We start from the raw sequence: 15,613 nt of genomic DNA, 5'->3' as shown, positions 1-15,613 counted from the left end.
TCCCCGGCCACCCGCCCGGCTCGTGGGGTCACGGCCACCGTGGTGGCCGTGACCGGCTTGCGGTCCCGCACCTGAGCGGCCTCCCGGTTTCCCGAACGCCCACTCGCCCCGTGGGGGATATTGACCGGACATTCCGGTCACCTTGCCGCCGAGTCAACGCGTGCGCCAATGGGAGGAGGCTTGTCCGCTTCCTCCGCCCCCGCCGGTTACATCACGTTGACAGGCGAGACAGACACTTTCAGCAGAAGCTGACACCTAGCAAGGAAAAGCGGCCCCATGGGATGCTGGGATGGTTTCATCCAATATGAGCTGCACATTCTGTTGACCTGCTGGGATATGAGTGGGACGCCTCTTCCAGCCGGTCGAGGGCCGGCGGGCAGCTCTTTCCTACGAGGGAGGGCCAGATGCCGAGCACGGAAGAAGCCGAACAGTTCGCCGCCCGGCTTCGGATGCTGAAGGAACGCGCGGGCATCAGCTTCGAGGCGCTCGCCCAGCGGACCGGGTCCAGTAGTTCGAGCCTGCACCGCTATTGTTCCGGCACCAAAATTCCGCCCGGTTTCGGTCCGGTGCACGCATTCGCCAAAGCATGCGGCGCGAGCAATGAGGAGGTACGCGAGTTACACCGCCTGTGGGCGCTGGCCGACGCCGCCCGCTCCACGGTGCCCGAGCCCGAACCGGAGGCGGCGCCGGAGCCCGCTTCGGCGCCGGAGGAGTCCGCGGGGGAGGCCCCGCCCGACCGGCCGCAGCCGGCGCCCGAGGAGAAGCCGCGGTTCCGGCCGGGCCGGCCGCTGCTGATCGCCGGGCTCGCCGCGCTGCTGGTGGCGACCGCGGTCACCGCGTTCGCCGTGCTGGGCGACGACGCCGACCCGTCCGTGGTCGCGGGGAAGGCGACCGCCGCCACCGCCCAGGTGCGGGTCTTCAACGTCGAAGGCGACTGCCGGAGCCGCCCGGGCCGCCCGCCCGCGTGCAGCCTCGGCCTCGCCCGCGATCCGCGGAAGGAGTACGCGGCCGACAACGTGGTCAGCCATCGGGTGTGGCACGACGACGTGCTGACCGCCGACTGCGTCCTCTACGAAGGGGCCCGGGTGGCCGACGAGACCGGTGTCGCCACGACCCGCTGGTTCCGGGTCAGGCTCGGCAACGTGCCCGGCGGCCACGCCTGGCTGCCCGCCGTACGCACCAACGACCAGCCGGACGTGCCGACCTGTGCCTAGCCGCCCAGCGTGCGCCTGATGAGAGTGATCGCCGGCGCGGGCCCGACCTCTTCCGCCCGCGCCGCCAGGCTCAGCGAGCACCGCACCGCCTCGGCCACGTCGATCCCGTACGGCCGGCCGCCGCCCTCGTCCGGCGCGGGACCGGTCGGCCGGGTGAAGGAGCCGATCCGGTCGGCGCCGCGGGACAGCAGGGTCTCCGCGCCCCGGCGGTTGCCGCGCTGAAGGTGGGTGAGACCCACGCAGATCTGCGCGAGGCCCTGCCAGAGCTCACGCTCGCCGGGCGGGCCGCTCTTCCAACGGGCCTCCAGCACCTCGTGCGCGTGGAACGGGCGCTCCTCGGCGAGCAGCCTGACGGCCTCGGCGACCGCCTCCTCGCCGGTGGGGGCGTAGTCGTCGGGCACGCGCGGCACGCCCTCGGCGTCGTGCGGCAGCGGCCTGCCGTACTCGTCCCGGGGTCGCGCGCTGCGCGGGCGGCCCTGGGGATCCCTATCGCGCATGGCCGGGGGTGGAGTCGGTGAGCCAGGAGATCAGCTCGGCGTCGAACTGCTCGGGCCGCTCCTCGTGCGGGAAGTGCCCCGCGTGCTCCAGCAGGCGCCAGCGGTAGGACGCCGAGACGTAGCGGCTGGAGCCCTGGGCGGTGCGCGGCAGCACGCACGAGTCGAGCGCGCCGTGCAACTGCAACGTGGGCGCCTCGATCTCGGCGCGCATCCGGCGGGCGTAACGCAGGCCGTCGGGGCGCAGTTGGGAGCGGGCGAACCAGCGGTAGTACTCCAGCGCGCAGTGCGCGACGCTCGGGATGCGGAACACGTCGCGGTAGGTGCGCGCGGTCTGCTCCTCCGGCCAGCCCGGTCCCGACCACTTGTCGAGCAGCTTGCCGACCCTGGCCGCCTCCCGGGAGGTGAGCCGGATCTCCGGGATGAACGGAAGCTGGAACCCCACGGTGTGACCGCTGGCCCTGAGCTGGCCCAGCGGGTCGGAGAACATCGCGGAACGCAGCCGCAGCGGATGCGGCGCGGCCACCGGGACCAGCCGGTGCACGGTCTTGGGCGAGAGGGCGGCCATGGTCCAGCCCAGCAGCCCGCCCCAGTCGTGCCCGACCACGATCGCGCCGGTCTCGCCGAGCGCCCTGATGAGCCCCGCGACGTCCTGGGCGAGGGTGGGCAGGTCGTAGCCGCGCGGCGGCTTGTCACTGGCGCCGTAGCCGCGCAGGTCGACCGCGACCGCGCGGTAGCCGGCGGCGGGCAGCGAGACGAGCTGGTGGCGCCAGGTCCACCAGAACTGCGGGAAGCCGTGCAGCAGCAGCACCAGCGGGCCCTCGCCGGCCTCCGCGACGTGGAAGCGGGTGCCTCCCGCGTGCACGCCGCGATGGGTCCACGGGCCTTCGACGGTGACCAGCGACTCGTCAGGACGCATGGGGCACCGACTCGCGGGAGAGCTCCGGTCGTGCGGCGCCGGGAACCAGGCCGTCGGGCTCGGCGCCGTCCTTCAGGTGCCTGAGGCTGCGGGCCGTACGCCGCATCCCGGTCAGGCCCTTGAGCCTTCGGTAGCCCACGAGGCCCAGCACGGCCGCCACGAGCAGGTAGAACACGGTGACGACGGTGAAGGCGAGCCACTCCCACACGCCGAGGGCGACCAGCCCGTAGGCGATGGCGAACGAGGCCAGGATCAGGCACAGGTGCAACATGAACGCGACCGCCGCGAAAAGCCCCGCCGCCGTGCCCACCCGCTTGGCGTCGAACCTGAGCTCGGCCTTCGCCAGCTCGATCTCAGAGCGGACCAGCGTGGAGATGTGGTCGGTCGCCTGGGCGACGAGCCCGCCCAGCGATTCTTCCTGTGACTCCGTGGCCGCGTTGTTCGGCATGAACGATCTCCTATCGCTAGCCAGGGACGATGTCAATCGCCCGGGCCGTTCCTTCGCGCCCTGCGCGCACGCGCCCTGCGCGCACGCGCCCGCACGTGCGGCTCCCCGTCATCTCCAGAACTACCCGGTCAACGGAGATCACGCTTGTACTCCGCGGTTGAGAAGTGCCGCCTGGGCTGAGAAAAGCGGCGACATGTTCGGCGATACCACCGGAAAGCCGACGATCCGTCGAGCGTGGTGGCTTCGACCGGCACTCCGGCGCGGGAGGGGGAAGCGGGAAGGCGTCGCCTTCGCTGATCACGCGCATCCTCCGGGTCGCCGGTGGGCGGCGGAGGACCGGCACCCCCGCCGGCCGGTCGGTCTCCCTGGCACGCCCGCCAGGCACGATACCGCGCGGGCCCCCCGGGAGGACCCGCGCGGGGTGTGCTCAGTCCTCGCTCTTGGCGCTGGGGAGCTTCTCGGAGATGAGGTTCATCACGGAGCTGTCGGTCAGCGTGGTGACGTCACCGAGGGAACGGTTCTCGGCCACGGCGCGCAGCAGCCGCCGCATGATCTTGCCGGAGCGGGTCTTGGGCAGCTCGGGCACCACCAGGATCTGGCGCGGCTTGGCGATCGGGCCGAGCGTCTTGGCGACGTGCGCGCGCAGCTCGGTCGCGATGTCCGGGCTGTCCTCCGCACTGCCGCGCAGGATCGTGAACGCCACGATGGCCTGGCCGGTGACCGGGTCGGTCGCGCCGACGACGGCCGCCTCGGCGACCTTCGGGTGCGAGACGAGGGCCGACTCGACCTCGGTGGTGGAGATGTTGTGCCCGGACACGAGCATGACGTCGTCCACCCGGCCGAGCAGCCACAGGTCGCCGTCCTCGTCACGCTTGGCGCCGTCGCCGGGGAAGTACATCCCCTCGAACCGGGACCAGTAGGTGTCGATGTAGCGCTGGTCGTCGCCCCAGATCGTGCGGAGCATCGACGGCCACGGCTCGCGGATCGCGAGGAAACCGCCGCCGCCGTCCGGCACGCTGACGCCCTGGTCGTCCACCACGTCGGCGGCGATGCCGGGCAGCGGGCGCATCGCCGCGCCCGGCTTGGTGGCGGTCACCCCGGGCAGCGGGCTGATCAGGATCGCGCCGGTCTCGGTCTGCCACCAGGTGTCCACGACCGGGCAGCGCTCGCCGCCGATGTGCTCGCGGAACCAGACGTAGGCCTCCGGGTTGATCGGCTCGCCGACGCTGCCCAGCACCCGCAGTGACGACATGTCGTACTTCGCGGGGATGTCGTCGCCCCACTTCATGAACGTCCGGATCGCGGTGGGTGCCGTGTAGAGGATCGTGACCTGGTACTTCTGCACGATCTCCCAGAAGCGGCCCCGGTGCGGGGTGTCCGGGGTGCCCTCGTAGATCACGCTCGTCGCGCCGTTGGCCAGCGGGCCGTACACGATGTAGGAGTGGCCGGTCACCCAGCCGATGTCCGCGGTGCACCAGTAGATGTCGGTGTCCGGCTTGAGGTCGAAGACGGCGTCGTGCGTCCAGGCGACCTGGGTGAGGTAGCCGCCGGTGGTGTGCAGGATGCCCTTGGGCTTACCGGTCGTGCCGCTGGTGTACAGGATGAACAGCGGGTCCTCGGCGTCGTGCGGAGCCGGCGTGTGCTCGGCGGACTGCCGCTCCACCACGTCGTGCCACCACACGTCCTTGTCCGTCGCCGCGACGTCCTGGCCGGTCCGGCGCACGACGAGCACGTGCTCCACGCCCGGGCACTCGGCCACCGCCTCGTCCACGGTCGGCTTCAGCGCCGAGGGCGCGCCCCTGCGGTAACCGCCGTCGGCGGTGATCACGAGCTTGGCGTCGGCGTCGTCGATGCGGCTCTTCAGGGCCGTCGCGGAGAAGCCGCCGAAGACGACCGAGTGCACCGCGCCGATCCGGGCGCAGGCCAGCATCGCGATCGGCAGCTCGGGGATCATCGGCATGTAGATGGCCACCCGGTCGCCCTTGGCCACCCCGAGCTCCTGGAGCGCGTTGGCCGCCTTGGAGACCTCCCGCTGCAGGTCGGAGTAGGTCAGCGTACGGCTGTCGCCCTCCGGCTCGCCCTCCCAGTGGTAGGCGACCTTGTCACCGCGCCCCGCCTCGACGTGCCGGTCCACGCAGTTGTAGGCGACGTTCAGCGTGCCGCCGAGGAACCACTTGGCGAAGGGCGGGGTCCACTCCAGGGTGGTGTCCCACCGGTCGGCCCAGGCGAGCCGCTCGGCCGCGCGCTCCCAGAACGCGAGCCGGTCCTCGGCCGCCTCGTCGTAGGCACTGGCGGTCACGTTCGCGGCGGCGGCGAGGGCGGCGGGAGGCGTGAACCGCCTGGTCTCTTGCAGCAGGTTCGACAGCGTCTCTTGCGGCTGGTTGGCGCCGCTGGGGCCGTGACCAGGGGTTTCCGGGGCCACTTCGTACTCCTTCAGATGGCCTGATTCACTTCAGGGTCCCACTTCACCAGTCGGTGGGCGCCCTCGACAAGTGCATCAGACGGGTGGGCGAGGCCGGGCGGGCGCCCTCACAGGTTCTGACAAGTGGCGTTGTAGGGGAAATATTAGGAATGCTGGTGGAAGGGGTCTCATGGGCAATTCGCGGATTGCGGTGGACGGTGCGATGGCTTCGGCGAACGGTCGATAGGGTCACCCGTTGTGAGTGACCCATTGGCTGTCATCGCCGAACTGCCGGGTGTGCCGGAAGCCGTCAAGGAGGCCCGCGAAGCGGTCGACACGCTCTACCGCCACCGCGTCCTGCGCCGGCGCAGCCCCGAGGTGTCCGCCGAGTCCGCGCTGCGTGGCGCCCGCGCGTCCGCCGCCCTCGAAGGCGTCGAGGTGGCCCTCGGCTCGCTTCGCGCGGGCGAGTCGGACGACCCGCTGGTCCAGGGCGCCCTCCGGGTGTCGGCCGAGCTCGGCCGCCTGGGCCCGACGTGGCGCACCGCCCCCCGCCAGGTCCTCGCCCGCCTCCACACGCTCGCCGCCGCCGACCTCACCCCCTACCTCGGCCGCCCCCGCACCACCCTCCCCACCTCTCCGCCTCCCTCCGCGCCTCCCGCATCGGCTGTCTCGGACCAGAACGCCCCGGAGCGGGGTGGCCTGGAGAGTGCAGGGGAGGCGCCCAGAGGCATGGACCCGCTCGGCCTCGGGGAGGCGCCTGGGGCCACGGACCCATTCGGTCTCAGGGAGGTCCCCAGGGGCACGGATCCGCTCGGTCTCGGGGAGGCGCCGGGTCCCGAGGAGATGGCGATCCGGATGGACGGCCTCATCGGCCTGCTCATGGGCAAGACCGCGGCCCCAGCCGTCGTCCTCGCCGCCGTCGTCCACGCCGAACTCGCCGTCTTGCGCCCCTTCGGTACGGCGGACGGCCTCGTGGCCCGCGCCGCAGAACGCCTCACCCTCGTGGAGTTCGGCCTCGACCCCAAGTCCCTCGTCGCCGTCGAAGCAGGCCACCACGAACTGCCGTACGCCGACAGCCTCCACGCCTACCTCACCGGCACCCCCACCGGCGTCGCACAATGGCTCCGCCACTGCGCCACCGCCGTAACCCTCGGCGTCCGAGAGATAACCGCAGTCTGCGAAGCCCTCCAACGCGGCTAAGCCCCCGCCCCCTCCCCCCACTCCACCCCGCCCCGCACCGCACGGTCTCGCCCCGCACCGCTCTGCCCCGCACCGTCTCGCCCTGCCCCGCATCCACGCGACCGTTGAGCATCCACAGCGGGCCGCACAGCCTGTCGTCGAGCCACCCCGACCAATCCCCGCCACCACCAGCGGGCCCACCTTTCACCGCGCCCACTGAGGCCGCACGTCCGGTGCCGATGGCCAGGCGGCCGGTGCTCCTGCCCGGCCAGAGCCAGCCCTGCCGCGTCCGGATCATCCTTCACCGCGTCCCATGGGACGTCCCCTAACGCGTCCGATCACCCTCCACAGCGCCCCATGGGACGGCCTCACCACGCCCAGGCGCGCTTCGAGATCGGACTCACGCCATGCCCTGAAACAGCCTCGCCGTTCACGAGGGCAGACGACCCCCTGCCCCGCCGTTATCACCCAGTGCCGCTGCGAATAACGCCCACGACCTGCCGTATCCACCCTGCCCGTCGGCAACGCGACAGCCTGCCGTACCCACTCTGGCTCTGCGACAACGCGACGGCCTGCCGACCCTCTTGTCCCTGCGACAACGCCCACTGCTTGCCGTACTACTGGCCCCTTGGACAACGCCCACGGCCTGCCGTACCCGCCCTGCCCCGCCACAACGTAACGGATGCCGAACCGCGCTTGTCCCCACCTTGTGGACAGCGCGAGCACAGAGGAACGCCCGGCCGGTACGCACCGGACCGCTCCGCACTGATCACGCCGTTCCCAGCATCCGCCCGCACCTATCCCCGGCGGACCAACTCAAGATCGGAGGGCTCTCGCGGCATCCTCAGCCTCGGAGGATGCCTGCCGTCGAACACCACGGGAACACGGCACGCCTCGCCGATGGCGAAGGTCCTGTCGACCGTCCTGGGATCGACCGACCACCACGCGATGCCGGGACGAGCCTCACATTCACACACAAGGCATCCACCGGGAACGGTCCCATCGGGCGTAGTCGTCCCTCTGGCGAGTTCCTTGGCGTCCGCCCCTTGATAGGGCGCCTCTCATCCTTGACAGAGTTCCCCCAAGGGCGCCGAAGCGATGCGTAGTGGTACGGCGGTGGCGGCGCCCAAGTTACGGTGCGCAACCGAACGAGTTCACCCGTCGGCCGGTCGAAAGGGCGCGAACACCGGCACAGGCACGGATGGTTTCACATATCTAACAGTCCGTGAACAGTGTCCGAAACTCGATGTCCGTAAACAAAGCGGACGGCGTCCCTGGCATGGGACGCCGTCGCTACTACGTCACGCCAGGTTACCAAGCGTGCACCTCAATATTCGTCGGCCCGGGTCAAGCCCGTCTCGACGCGCCTCCCGCGGCTGGTCGCGCGTGGGTGCCTGGCTGACGCATCCGGACAAGTAGTCCGTAACTCCTTTCTACGTCCCATCCGCGCCCCTGGGAACCCCCGGACGCAAGACCTTTACCAGGCAACGCCCTCCATCTGGACAAAAGGCCCAAAGCTGCTAAAGCCGGGCCTCTAACGACCCTGGCGATCACTCCAGGTAACGGAAGCGTCCAGATTCGGGCATGACCGGATTGCATGACCTTGGGTAGCACCCCGGTTACCCTCAAAAAAACTAGCGGAAATTGGAGATTGCTCCTCGACGAAACTCAAGTGGATCGGGCAGCATACGGTGGTATCTCCCTAAACTGGAGCGACTGTGCATGAGCGAGCTTTGCAAGTCCCTTGCCATGCCCTAGTCAAGTGATGAAAGCTTTCTTCTGAAACGGGACCGGCTCTACCCCCCCGGAGCCGGACCGGTTGGCGACCCCCGCTCTCCCCCCCGGCGGGGGTCGCCTCTTTCCCCGGCGCCCCACATCCCCGGCACATGTCCCCGAGGACGCCCCGCTCCTTTCTGAGCCTGTACGGCTGCCGCCGGTTGTCCACAGCCAAGCTCCGTTCGCCCGCCCGCTGTCCCCAGAACGCGGTTCGGGTCATCGGAGGTATCGGTCGTTCGCGGATGGTGGACCTCCCGCACGAGAGGGAGGGACCGATGACCCGTCCACTGGCGATCACCGCCGACGACGACCTGCTCGACGATCTGCTCCGGATATCGGCCGCGGCCGGCAGCGAGCTCGACGTCGCCCACGCGCCCGCGCACGCCAGGCCGTTCTGGGCGAAGGCCCCGCTGGTGGTCGTGGGCTCCGATCTCGCCGACGCCGTCGCGCGGCTGGGTCCTCCGAGACGGTCACGGGTGCTCCTGGTCACCAGGGCCGGTGAGGATCCCGACGTCTGGCGGCGATGCGTGGCGGTCGGCGCCCAGGCGGTGATGGAGCTACCCGCGGCCGAGCGGCAGCTCGCCGACGAGTTCGCCGACGTGGGGCAGGCGGGCGACGGAGCGGGCCTCGTGGTCGGCGTCGTGGGCGGCAGGGGAGGAGCCGGCGCCAGCGTGCTCGCCGCCACGCTCGCCCGCGGCGCGGCCAGGCGCCGGATGCGCACGCTCCTGCTCGACGCCGACCCTCTGGGCGGCGGCCTGGACGTCCTGCTCGGCCAGGAGGAGGCGAGCGGCCTGCGCTGGTCGGATCTGGTCGCCAGGGAGGGCAGGGTCAATCCCAGCGCCTTGCAGGCGGCTCTCCCGTCCTTCGGCGACCTCACCGTGCTGGCGTTCCACCGGGGCGACGCGTCACCCGTCCCCGCCGAGGCTATGCGTTCGGTGCTCGACGCGGCGAGACGCGGCTTCGATCTCGTCGTGGCAGACCTTCCCCGTCATGTCGACGAGGCGTCCGCGGGGGTGCTGGCCAGGGCCACCACGACTCTGCTCGTCGTGTCGGCCGACGTCCGCGGTGTGCTCGCCGCCGATCAGGTGCTCCGCGTGCTTCGCGGCCACACGGCCGACATCCGCGCCGTGATCCGTCCGGGCGTCCTGGAGGAGGAGACGGTCAGCTCGTCACTGGGGGTGGCGTCGGCCGGCACCCTGCCCGACCAGCCGCGCCTAGCCGCCATGCTCGATCGCGGTGAGGCGCCCCCGCTCAGCCCGAAGACCCCGCTGGGCGGCTTCTGCGCCTCCTTCCTCGACCTTCTCGTCGACGAGCACCCCCTCTCCTACTCGCCCGACACCGAGCCCAGGCCATGACCCGCACCCCCTCCACCTCAGCGCTGGAGCCCCGGCCATGACATCTCGCCCGCTTCGCAACGGTTCCGAAACACCAGCCATTCGCCCCCTTTACAGCGCCACCGGAGTCTCGGCCGATCACCCACTCCGAGACGCCACCGGAGTCTCGGCCGATCACTCACTCAGAGGCAGCCGGATGCCGGCCAACCGCCTTCTCCGCGGTGGCGCCGCGACGCCGATCCCGGGATCTCGTCCCGTCCCCGCCGATGCCGGAGTGCCGGGGGTGCGGTCGGGTTCCGCCGATCGCGTCGGCACGGAGGCAGGCCGGGCCGCACCGCCGCCCGCGGCTCACGATCGGCCGGGGGTCACCGTTTCCCCCGGGCTGGTGGAGGCGGTGCGCACCCGGCTGGCCACGGCGCGGGTGGAGCCGAGCGCCGCACACGTCGCGGTCGCGCTCAGGGCCGAGAAGGCGGTTCTGGGCGACGCGGAGATCCTCACCGTGGCACGGGCGCTCTGCGCCGACCTGATCGGTGCCGGACCGTTGGAGCCCCTGCTCGCCGAGCCGGATGTCACCGACGTGCTCGTCAACGGTCCCGGTGAGGTGTGGATCGACGACGGGCAGGGACTCCGCCGTACCTCGGTGACCTTCCCCGACGAGGAGTCGCTGCGCCGACTGGCCCAGCGTCTCGCCGCCGCGGCGGGCCGCCGCCTCGACGACGCCTCACCGCACGTCGACGCCCGGCTCGCCGGAGGTGTCCGCCTGCACGCGATCCTGCCGCCGTTGGCGCCGGGCGGCACCTGCGTGTCCCTGCGGCTGCCCCCTCGCCGCACCTTCACCCTCGCCGGCCTCGTCTCGGCGGGCACGATCCATCCCGAGGCCGTCGGCGTCCTCACGGCGGTGGTCGGGGCACGGCTGGCCTTCCTGGTCACGGGCGGCACCGGCACCGGCAAGACGACCCTGCTGAGCGCGCTGCTGTCCCTGGCCGACCCCCGGGAGCGGCTGCTCCTGGTCGAAGACTCCGCCGAGCTGCGCCCCGACCACCCCCACGTGGTGCGGCTGGAGTCCAGGCCGGCGAACGTCGAGGGCGCCGGCGCGATCGGCCTCCACGACCTGGTGCGCCAGGCTCTGCGCATGCGCCCGGACCGGCTCGTCGTCGGCGAGGTGAGAGGACGCGAGGTCGTCGACCTGCTGGCCGCCCTCAACACCGGGCATGAGGGCGGTTGCGGCACGTTGCACGCCAACAAGGCGGCCGACGTCCTCCCGCGTCTTGAGGCCCTCGCCTGTGCCGCCGGGCTCAGCAGGGAGGCCGTGCACAGCCAGATCGCAGCCGCGCTCGACGTGGTGGTGCACCTGGTCCGCGACCACGGAGGGGGCCGCCGCCGAGTGGCCGAGATCTCCGTGCTGCGCCGCCGTTCCTCGACCCTGGTGGAGGCCGAGCCCGCCCTCATCTTCACCCCCGACGGCCGGACCCTGACCGGTCCCGCCTTCGCCGACCTCTCCGACCGCGTCCCCGGAGTAGTCCCGTGATCGCGGCAGCCGCCCTCCTCCTCGCCCTGGCCACCTGGCTGTGGACCGCCCCCGGCCCCGCCCTCACCCGCCTGACCAACCTGATCCACCCCCACCACCCCAACCACCCCAACCACCCCCACTCCACCCTCGCCACTGAGCCGCCCCGGCCCATCCCGCCCGACGCCAAGCCCCAACCCCTCGATCCCCGGTATCCCCCTACTCCCGCATCCGGTCCCCGACGGCATCCGCCTACTCTCGCCCCCAGTCCCCGGCATTGGCCTGCTCCCGCCCCTGGTCTCCGGCATTGGCCTACTCCTGCATCCGGTCTCCGGCATTGGCCTGCTCACGCACCCGGTCCCTGGTATCCGCCTACTCCCACACCCGGTCTCCGGCATCTGCCTGCCCCCGCATCCGTGTCCCGCCGCCGGGAAACCGAACTGCGGTCAGCCCGCCGGTGGGGTGGTGTTCTCACGTTCGGCCCCCGGCTGGTCGGAGAGCTGATCGCACAGACGGCGGGCGGTCCCCCGGCCGCGGCTCGCCGTGCCCGCGGCCAGGTGTCCGATGCCCATCCACCCGGCGGCCGGGTGGGCAACGAGTCCTCGCCCGGCGGCACAGCGGCCGCCGCTCTCCAGGCGGTTGTCCGTTTCGGCGTCGCGCGTCTGCCCATCGGTCGTGTGCGGGGGCCCGGCAGTGGTTCCGGCCGAGGTGGCCCGGCCGCGTGGCTGGCGGCCTCGACAGAGCTCTGTCACGGCCTGGGAGCCGAGCTCGCGGCCGGGCGGACGCCGGGCGAGGCGATGATCAGGGCGGCCTCCTGGGTCGACTTCCCGGTCCCCGAGGTGATGGGGCCGGTGCTGGCCGCGGCGCGGGATGCCGGTGACGTCCCGGCGGCCCTCATGGCGGCCGCACCCGAGGTCGGCGGCGACGGGCTGCGGCGGCTCGCCGCGTGCTGGCAGATGAGCTTCATCACCGGCGCCAGCCTGGCCGCGCTCGTCGAGCGAGTCGAGGCCGCCCTCCGAGCCGCACAGGCCCACCGGCAGGAGGTGGCCGCGCAACTGGCCGGCCCACGCGCCACCGCCCGTCTCCTGGCCGCCCTGCCGCTCCTGGGGCTGCTTCTCGCGGCCGGTCTCGGCATGAACCCGCTGGCCTTCCTCTTCGGCGGCCCAGCCGGTCTCGGCTGCCTAGTCCTCGGCCTGTCCCTGGACGCGTGCGGCCTGTGGTGGACCCACCGGCTGGCCGCACGCGCCGAATCCTCCTGACAACTGGTGAAGGGTGGTGGCGATGACACCGGCATGGGCGGTGATCTTCGCGATGATCTCAGCCGGGGCGGCGACCCTGCTGTGGTCGGCGTCCCCCACGGCGGGGGATCGGCTTGACACGATCCGCCGCATCGACGCGGACCGGCCACCCGACCCGGCGGACCGGACGCGTGCTCCAGGGCGTGATCGTCCGTACCCGGCGGCGGACCGGGGCGACCCGACGCACGCCCCTGCCGGCTATGAGCACCCTTCCGCCACCACGTCCGCTCCCCAGGTCACCACCTACCGCCACGCAGCCCTGGGTACGTCCCCGACCGGCCCGTTGACCGGCTCATGGCGACACGGGACCGCAGATCACGCCCCCACCACCGCAGGCCGTTCCATCGGCGTGATCCGCCGCAGGATCGCCGCGACCGATGCCACAGGCCGTCAGAGCGCCCCGGGGCCGTTCGACCGCCCGCCGCAGAAGGCCGGGCCCCGCGAGTTCGCCTTCGCGGGCGTCGCGGCGGCCGTGGCGGTGCTGCTCGCCGGAGGAACGGCAGGGATCCTGGCGGGCGTGCTGCTCTTTGGCGTCGTCCTGTTCGTCCTTCGCGGCCGCCAGTCCCCGGCCGCCCGTCGCGAGATGAGCCGGATCGCCGCTGACCTTCCCTTCGCCACCGACCTCATGGTCGCGTGCCTGCGCGCCGGCCGCCCCCTGAGCGGCGCCGTCGAGACCGCCGCGACCACCATCGGAGGTCCCCTCGGCCATCGCCTGTCATGGGTGAGCATGCAACTGCGTCTGGGCGCCGACCCACAGGACGCCTGGCAGGCCCTCATCCACGAACCGGCCACCGCCCGCCTCGCCCGGACCATGACCCGCGCAGCCCTGACCGGTACGGCCGTGGCCGAGTCCCTCACCCGGCTGGGAGACGACGCCGTGGCCGCCGCCCGGGCCACCTCGTCGGCGGCGGCCCGCCGTGTCGCCGTGCAGACGGTCGCGCCTCTCGGGCTCTGCTTCCTCCCGGCCTTCGTCCTCCTGGGCATCATCCCGGTGATCGCCGCCCTCGCCTCCCAGGTGCTCATCCCGTAGACCACCACGCCTGCCATGGCGGCCCGGCACGCGTGCCGTACGTGGCTCGCGCGGATACCGTCGCGTCCTCATGTGGGCGCCGTGAGCCGTGTCCATGGGCGGGCTGTGGGCCGTGTCTGCGGACGCGCCGCGCGTCGTTCCTTTGGAGGTGCTGTGCGTGGCTTGCGTGGATACAGTCCCCGTCCCCATGTACGCGCTGTGAGCTGTGTCCATGAACGGGCTGGCCGTCACTATCGAGGTGCCTTGCGCCGTTCCCGTAGGGGTGCCGAGTGCTGCCGGCCTATGGAGGTGCTTCGCCTCGGCCAGTGCCGTCCGTGAGGGCCGCTCCGCCACAGCGCGATCGGGTGTTGACCGACGGACCACCCTCCTGTCACGTACGGCTCTATGGCGGCGAGCAGCCATACGCGGCGGCCGGTGCGGTGGCGGTATGCCGCGTGGCGGGAGGTCGTCGTGTGGCGCTTTCAGGGGTTCCAGGGGCGAGGTTCGATTCGAGAAGCGCCGTGGGAGGTCGCTCGGGGCGCTGTCCACAGGCTCGCGCCCCCGTTCCCCACTCATCCACAGAACGCGGTTCGGCCGGGAGGCGTGCAGCCCGTCCGGGCGAGCCTGAAGGGGTCCCGCCGGGTGAAGGCCCCGGCTCCGAGCAGTGGAGACACAATGCGTGACACGACGATCGAGCGGCGGCGGTATGCCAAGTGCACGGCCATGGCCTCGCGGAGGCGCCCCGCCGACGCTCCACGCCAGCTCCCGGAAGGCGTGGTCATCCCACTACAGCGCACGCCCGGAGCGGGCGCTGGCAGCGAGCATGCCGCGGTCACCTGGTCGCGGTTCGTCCCTGAGGCGCCGGCCGTCGCCAAGCGCGACCCCAGATCGACTAAGGGGCGGCCGACCGATTTCATCCCGGTCAAGTGTCGGTTCACCGACCGCCCCACCGGCACGAGCGATCGCGCTTCCGCCGTAACCGGTCGCGGGGCCGACCTGAGCGGCCGTGCGTCCGCCGTAAACGGCCGCGCGTTGGAAGCGAGCCGCCGGGAGGCCACCGTGTCCGATCACCCGGCCGATGTGGCCGATCGTGGATCGGACGTCGGCGATTCCGGGCCGGAAATGAGTGCACACAGGCCGCAGGTGGGTGAGATCGGCTCGGAGGTGAGCATTCCCAAGCCAGAAGTGAGCGTCCCCGGGGCGGAGGTGAGCATTCTCGGGCCGGTGATGAGCGTTCCCGGGGCGGAGGAGGACGGGCACGGATCTGGTGCGATTGAAGCCGCTCCGGCAGGTCGGCCGCCGCGAGCCGCGGAGAGCCAGGATGGGCACCAGCCGTCGACCAGCTCATCGCGCCGGCGCGGGGCGACGCGCAGGGCGTGGATCCGGCCCGCCGAGCTGTCTCCGCCTCTACGGCGCTGGTGGGCCGGGCGCATCGACGCCCTGACCGAGGCGGGCAAGGATCGTGGCATGTCCACGGCCGAATACGCGGTGGGCACCATCGCCGCATGCGGTTTCGCCGCTCTCCTCTACAAGGTCGTGACGGGCGCCGAGATCCAGACCCTCCTGGTGGGCTTGGTCGACAAAGCACTCAACACGGTCAAGTGACCCCGATGACGCACCCCTTCCACAGCCGTGCGCCGGCTTCTCGGCTGGGGGAGCGAGGCTCGGTCACGGCGGAGACGGCCGCGGTGCTTCCGGTCCTGGTGGTGGTGTTGGCCGCCGCGCTGTGGGCGCTGGCGGCCGTGGGTGCGCAGCTCGCGTGCGCCGACGCTGCTCGCGTCGGCGCACGGGCCGCATCCCGAGGCGAACCGCTCGACGCCGTACGGCAGGCAGTGGCGCGCATCGCCCCGCAGGGTGCCCGCGTGACCATCGAGCGGGGACCCGCCTCCACCCGGGTGGAGGTGTCCGCCGGAGTCCGTCCGACGTGGGGAGCGAGGCTTCCCACCGTCACCGTCCGATCGGCCGCGTCGGTGTCCACCGAGCCAGGCGTGGGCCGGTGACCATGCGGGCCGTCACGAGCCGGAAAGCCCGGCC

General features: G+C 71.9%; 12 protein-coding genes. 8 read left to right on the top strand and 4 right to left on the bottom strand.

Features of this window, described 5'->3' with window-relative positions:
• Positions 1-404: 404 nt before the first annotated feature.
• Complete coding sequence (locus QSK26_RS20085; protein WP_285776715.1) at positions 405-1,214, top strand: helix-turn-helix domain-containing protein; 810 nt, start codon at positions 405-407, stop codon at positions 1,212-1,214.
• On the opposite strand, the gene QSK26_RS20080 is transcribed toward QSK26_RS20085, so the two are convergent.
• The 4 genes from QSK26_RS20080 to acs all read right to left on the bottom strand — a co-directional run bounded on the left by QSK26_RS20080 (position 1,211) and on the right by acs (position 5,497).
• Positions 1,211-1,711 carry a DUF309 domain-containing protein gene (locus QSK26_RS20080; protein ID WP_285776714.1) on the bottom strand — a complete coding sequence of 167 codons (501 nt, stop codon included), beginning with the start codon at positions 1,709-1,711 and terminating at the stop codon, positions 1,211-1,213. The two genes, QSK26_RS20085 and QSK26_RS20080, sit on opposite strands and share 4 nt — an antisense overlap.
• Positions 1,701-2,627: an alpha/beta fold hydrolase gene (locus QSK26_RS20075; protein ID WP_285776713.1), complete on the bottom strand. Its 927-nt coding sequence runs from the start codon at positions 2,625-2,627 to the stop codon at positions 1,701-1,703. Before QSK26_RS20075 ends, QSK26_RS20080 begins: the two co-directional genes overlap by 11 nt.
• On the bottom strand, positions 2,617-3,075 hold the full coding sequence (locus tag QSK26_RS20070; RefSeq protein ID WP_285776712.1) for a phage holin family protein: 459 nt from the start codon (positions 3,073-3,075) through the stop codon (positions 2,617-2,619). Before QSK26_RS20070 ends, QSK26_RS20075 begins: the two co-directional genes overlap by 11 nt.
• A gap of 427 nt (positions 3,076-3,502) precedes the next feature.
• On the bottom strand, positions 3,503-5,497 hold the full coding sequence (acs, locus tag QSK26_RS20065) for an acetate--CoA ligase (protein ID WP_285776711.1): 1,995 nt from the start codon (positions 5,495-5,497) through the stop codon (positions 3,503-3,505).
• A gap of 237 nt (positions 5,498-5,734) precedes the next feature.
• Between acs and QSK26_RS20060 the strand changes: the two genes are divergently transcribed.
• From QSK26_RS20060 to QSK26_RS20030, 7 genes are all read left to right on the top strand, one after another.
• Complete coding sequence (locus QSK26_RS20060) at positions 5,735-6,676, top strand: oxidoreductase (protein WP_285776710.1); 942 nt, start codon at positions 5,735-5,737, stop codon at positions 6,674-6,676.
• A gap of 2,030 nt (positions 6,677-8,706) precedes the next feature.
• Complete coding sequence (gene ssd, locus QSK26_RS20055; RefSeq protein WP_285776709.1) at positions 8,707-9,786, top strand: septum site-determining protein Ssd; 1,080 nt, start codon at positions 8,707-8,709, stop codon at positions 9,784-9,786.
• 373 nt (positions 9,787-10,159) lie between these two features.
• On the top strand, positions 10,160-11,293 hold the full coding sequence (locus QSK26_RS20050) for a TadA family conjugal transfer-associated ATPase (protein ID WP_285776708.1): 1,134 nt from the start codon (positions 10,160-10,162) through the stop codon (positions 11,291-11,293).
• A 776-nt stretch (positions 11,294-12,069) separates the two neighbouring features.
• On the top strand, positions 12,070-12,531 hold the full coding sequence (locus QSK26_RS20045; RefSeq protein ID WP_285776707.1) for a type II secretion system F family protein: 462 nt from the start codon (positions 12,070-12,072) through the stop codon (positions 12,529-12,531).
• Positions 12,532-12,553: 22 nt separating this feature from the next.
• Positions 12,554-13,600, top strand: coding sequence for a type II secretion system F family protein (locus QSK26_RS20040; RefSeq protein ID WP_285776706.1), 1,047 nt, complete (start codon positions 12,554-12,556; stop codon positions 13,598-13,600).
• 654 nt (positions 13,601-14,254) lie between these two features.
• Entirely contained in the window at positions 14,255-15,184 is a 930-nt protein-coding gene (locus QSK26_RS41830; protein ID WP_352244361.1) for a DUF4244 domain-containing protein, read from the top strand.
• 5 nt (positions 15,185-15,189) lie between these two features.
• A complete protein-coding gene (locus tag QSK26_RS20030) occupies positions 15,190-15,579 on the top strand; it encodes a TadE family type IV pilus minor pilin (protein ID WP_285776705.1) in 390 nt (129 codons plus the stop codon).
• The last annotated feature ends 34 nt before the right edge of the window (positions 15,580-15,613 follow it).

This window comes from Microtetraspora sp. NBRC 13810, from assembly GCF_030268685.1.
Classification (GTDB): Bacteria; Actinomycetota; Actinomycetes; order Streptosporangiales; family Streptosporangiaceae; genus BSRQ01.
The sequence above is the reverse complement of the archived record's forward strand: the minus strand, read 5'-3'. Positions and strand labels throughout refer to the sequence as shown.

Excerpts from the sequence above, each read along its gene's own strand:
- QSK26_RS20085 (WP_285776715.1), top strand. The coding sequence starts at position 405 with ATGCCGAGCACGGAAGAAGCCGAACAGTTCGCCGCCCGGCTTCGGATG.
- QSK26_RS20080 (WP_285776714.1), bottom strand. The coding sequence starts at position 1,711 with ATGCGCGATAGGGATCCCCAGGGCCGCCCGCGCAGCGCGCGACCCCGG.
- QSK26_RS41830 (WP_352244361.1), top strand. The coding sequence starts at position 14,255 with ATGCGTGACACGACGATCGAGCGGCGGCGGTATGCCAAGTGCACGGCC.
- QSK26_RS20045 (WP_285776707.1), top strand. The coding sequence starts at position 12,070 with ATGATCAGGGCGGCCTCCTGGGTCGACTTCCCGGTCCCCGAGGTGATG.
- ssd (WP_285776709.1), top strand. The coding sequence starts at position 8,707 with ATGACCCGTCCACTGGCGATCACCGCCGACGACGACCTGCTCGACGAT.
- QSK26_RS20070 (WP_285776712.1), bottom strand. The coding sequence starts at position 3,075 with ATGCCGAACAACGCGGCCACGGAGTCACAGGAAGAATCGCTGGGCGGG.
- QSK26_RS20030 (WP_285776705.1), top strand. The coding sequence starts at position 15,190 with ATGACGCACCCCTTCCACAGCCGTGCGCCGGCTTCTCGGCTGGGGGAG.
- QSK26_RS20040 (WP_285776706.1), top strand. The coding sequence starts at position 12,554 with ATGACACCGGCATGGGCGGTGATCTTCGCGATGATCTCAGCCGGGGCG.
- QSK26_RS20075 (WP_285776713.1), bottom strand. The coding sequence starts at position 2,627 with ATGCGTCCTGACGAGTCGCTGGTCACCGTCGAAGGCCCGTGGACCCAT.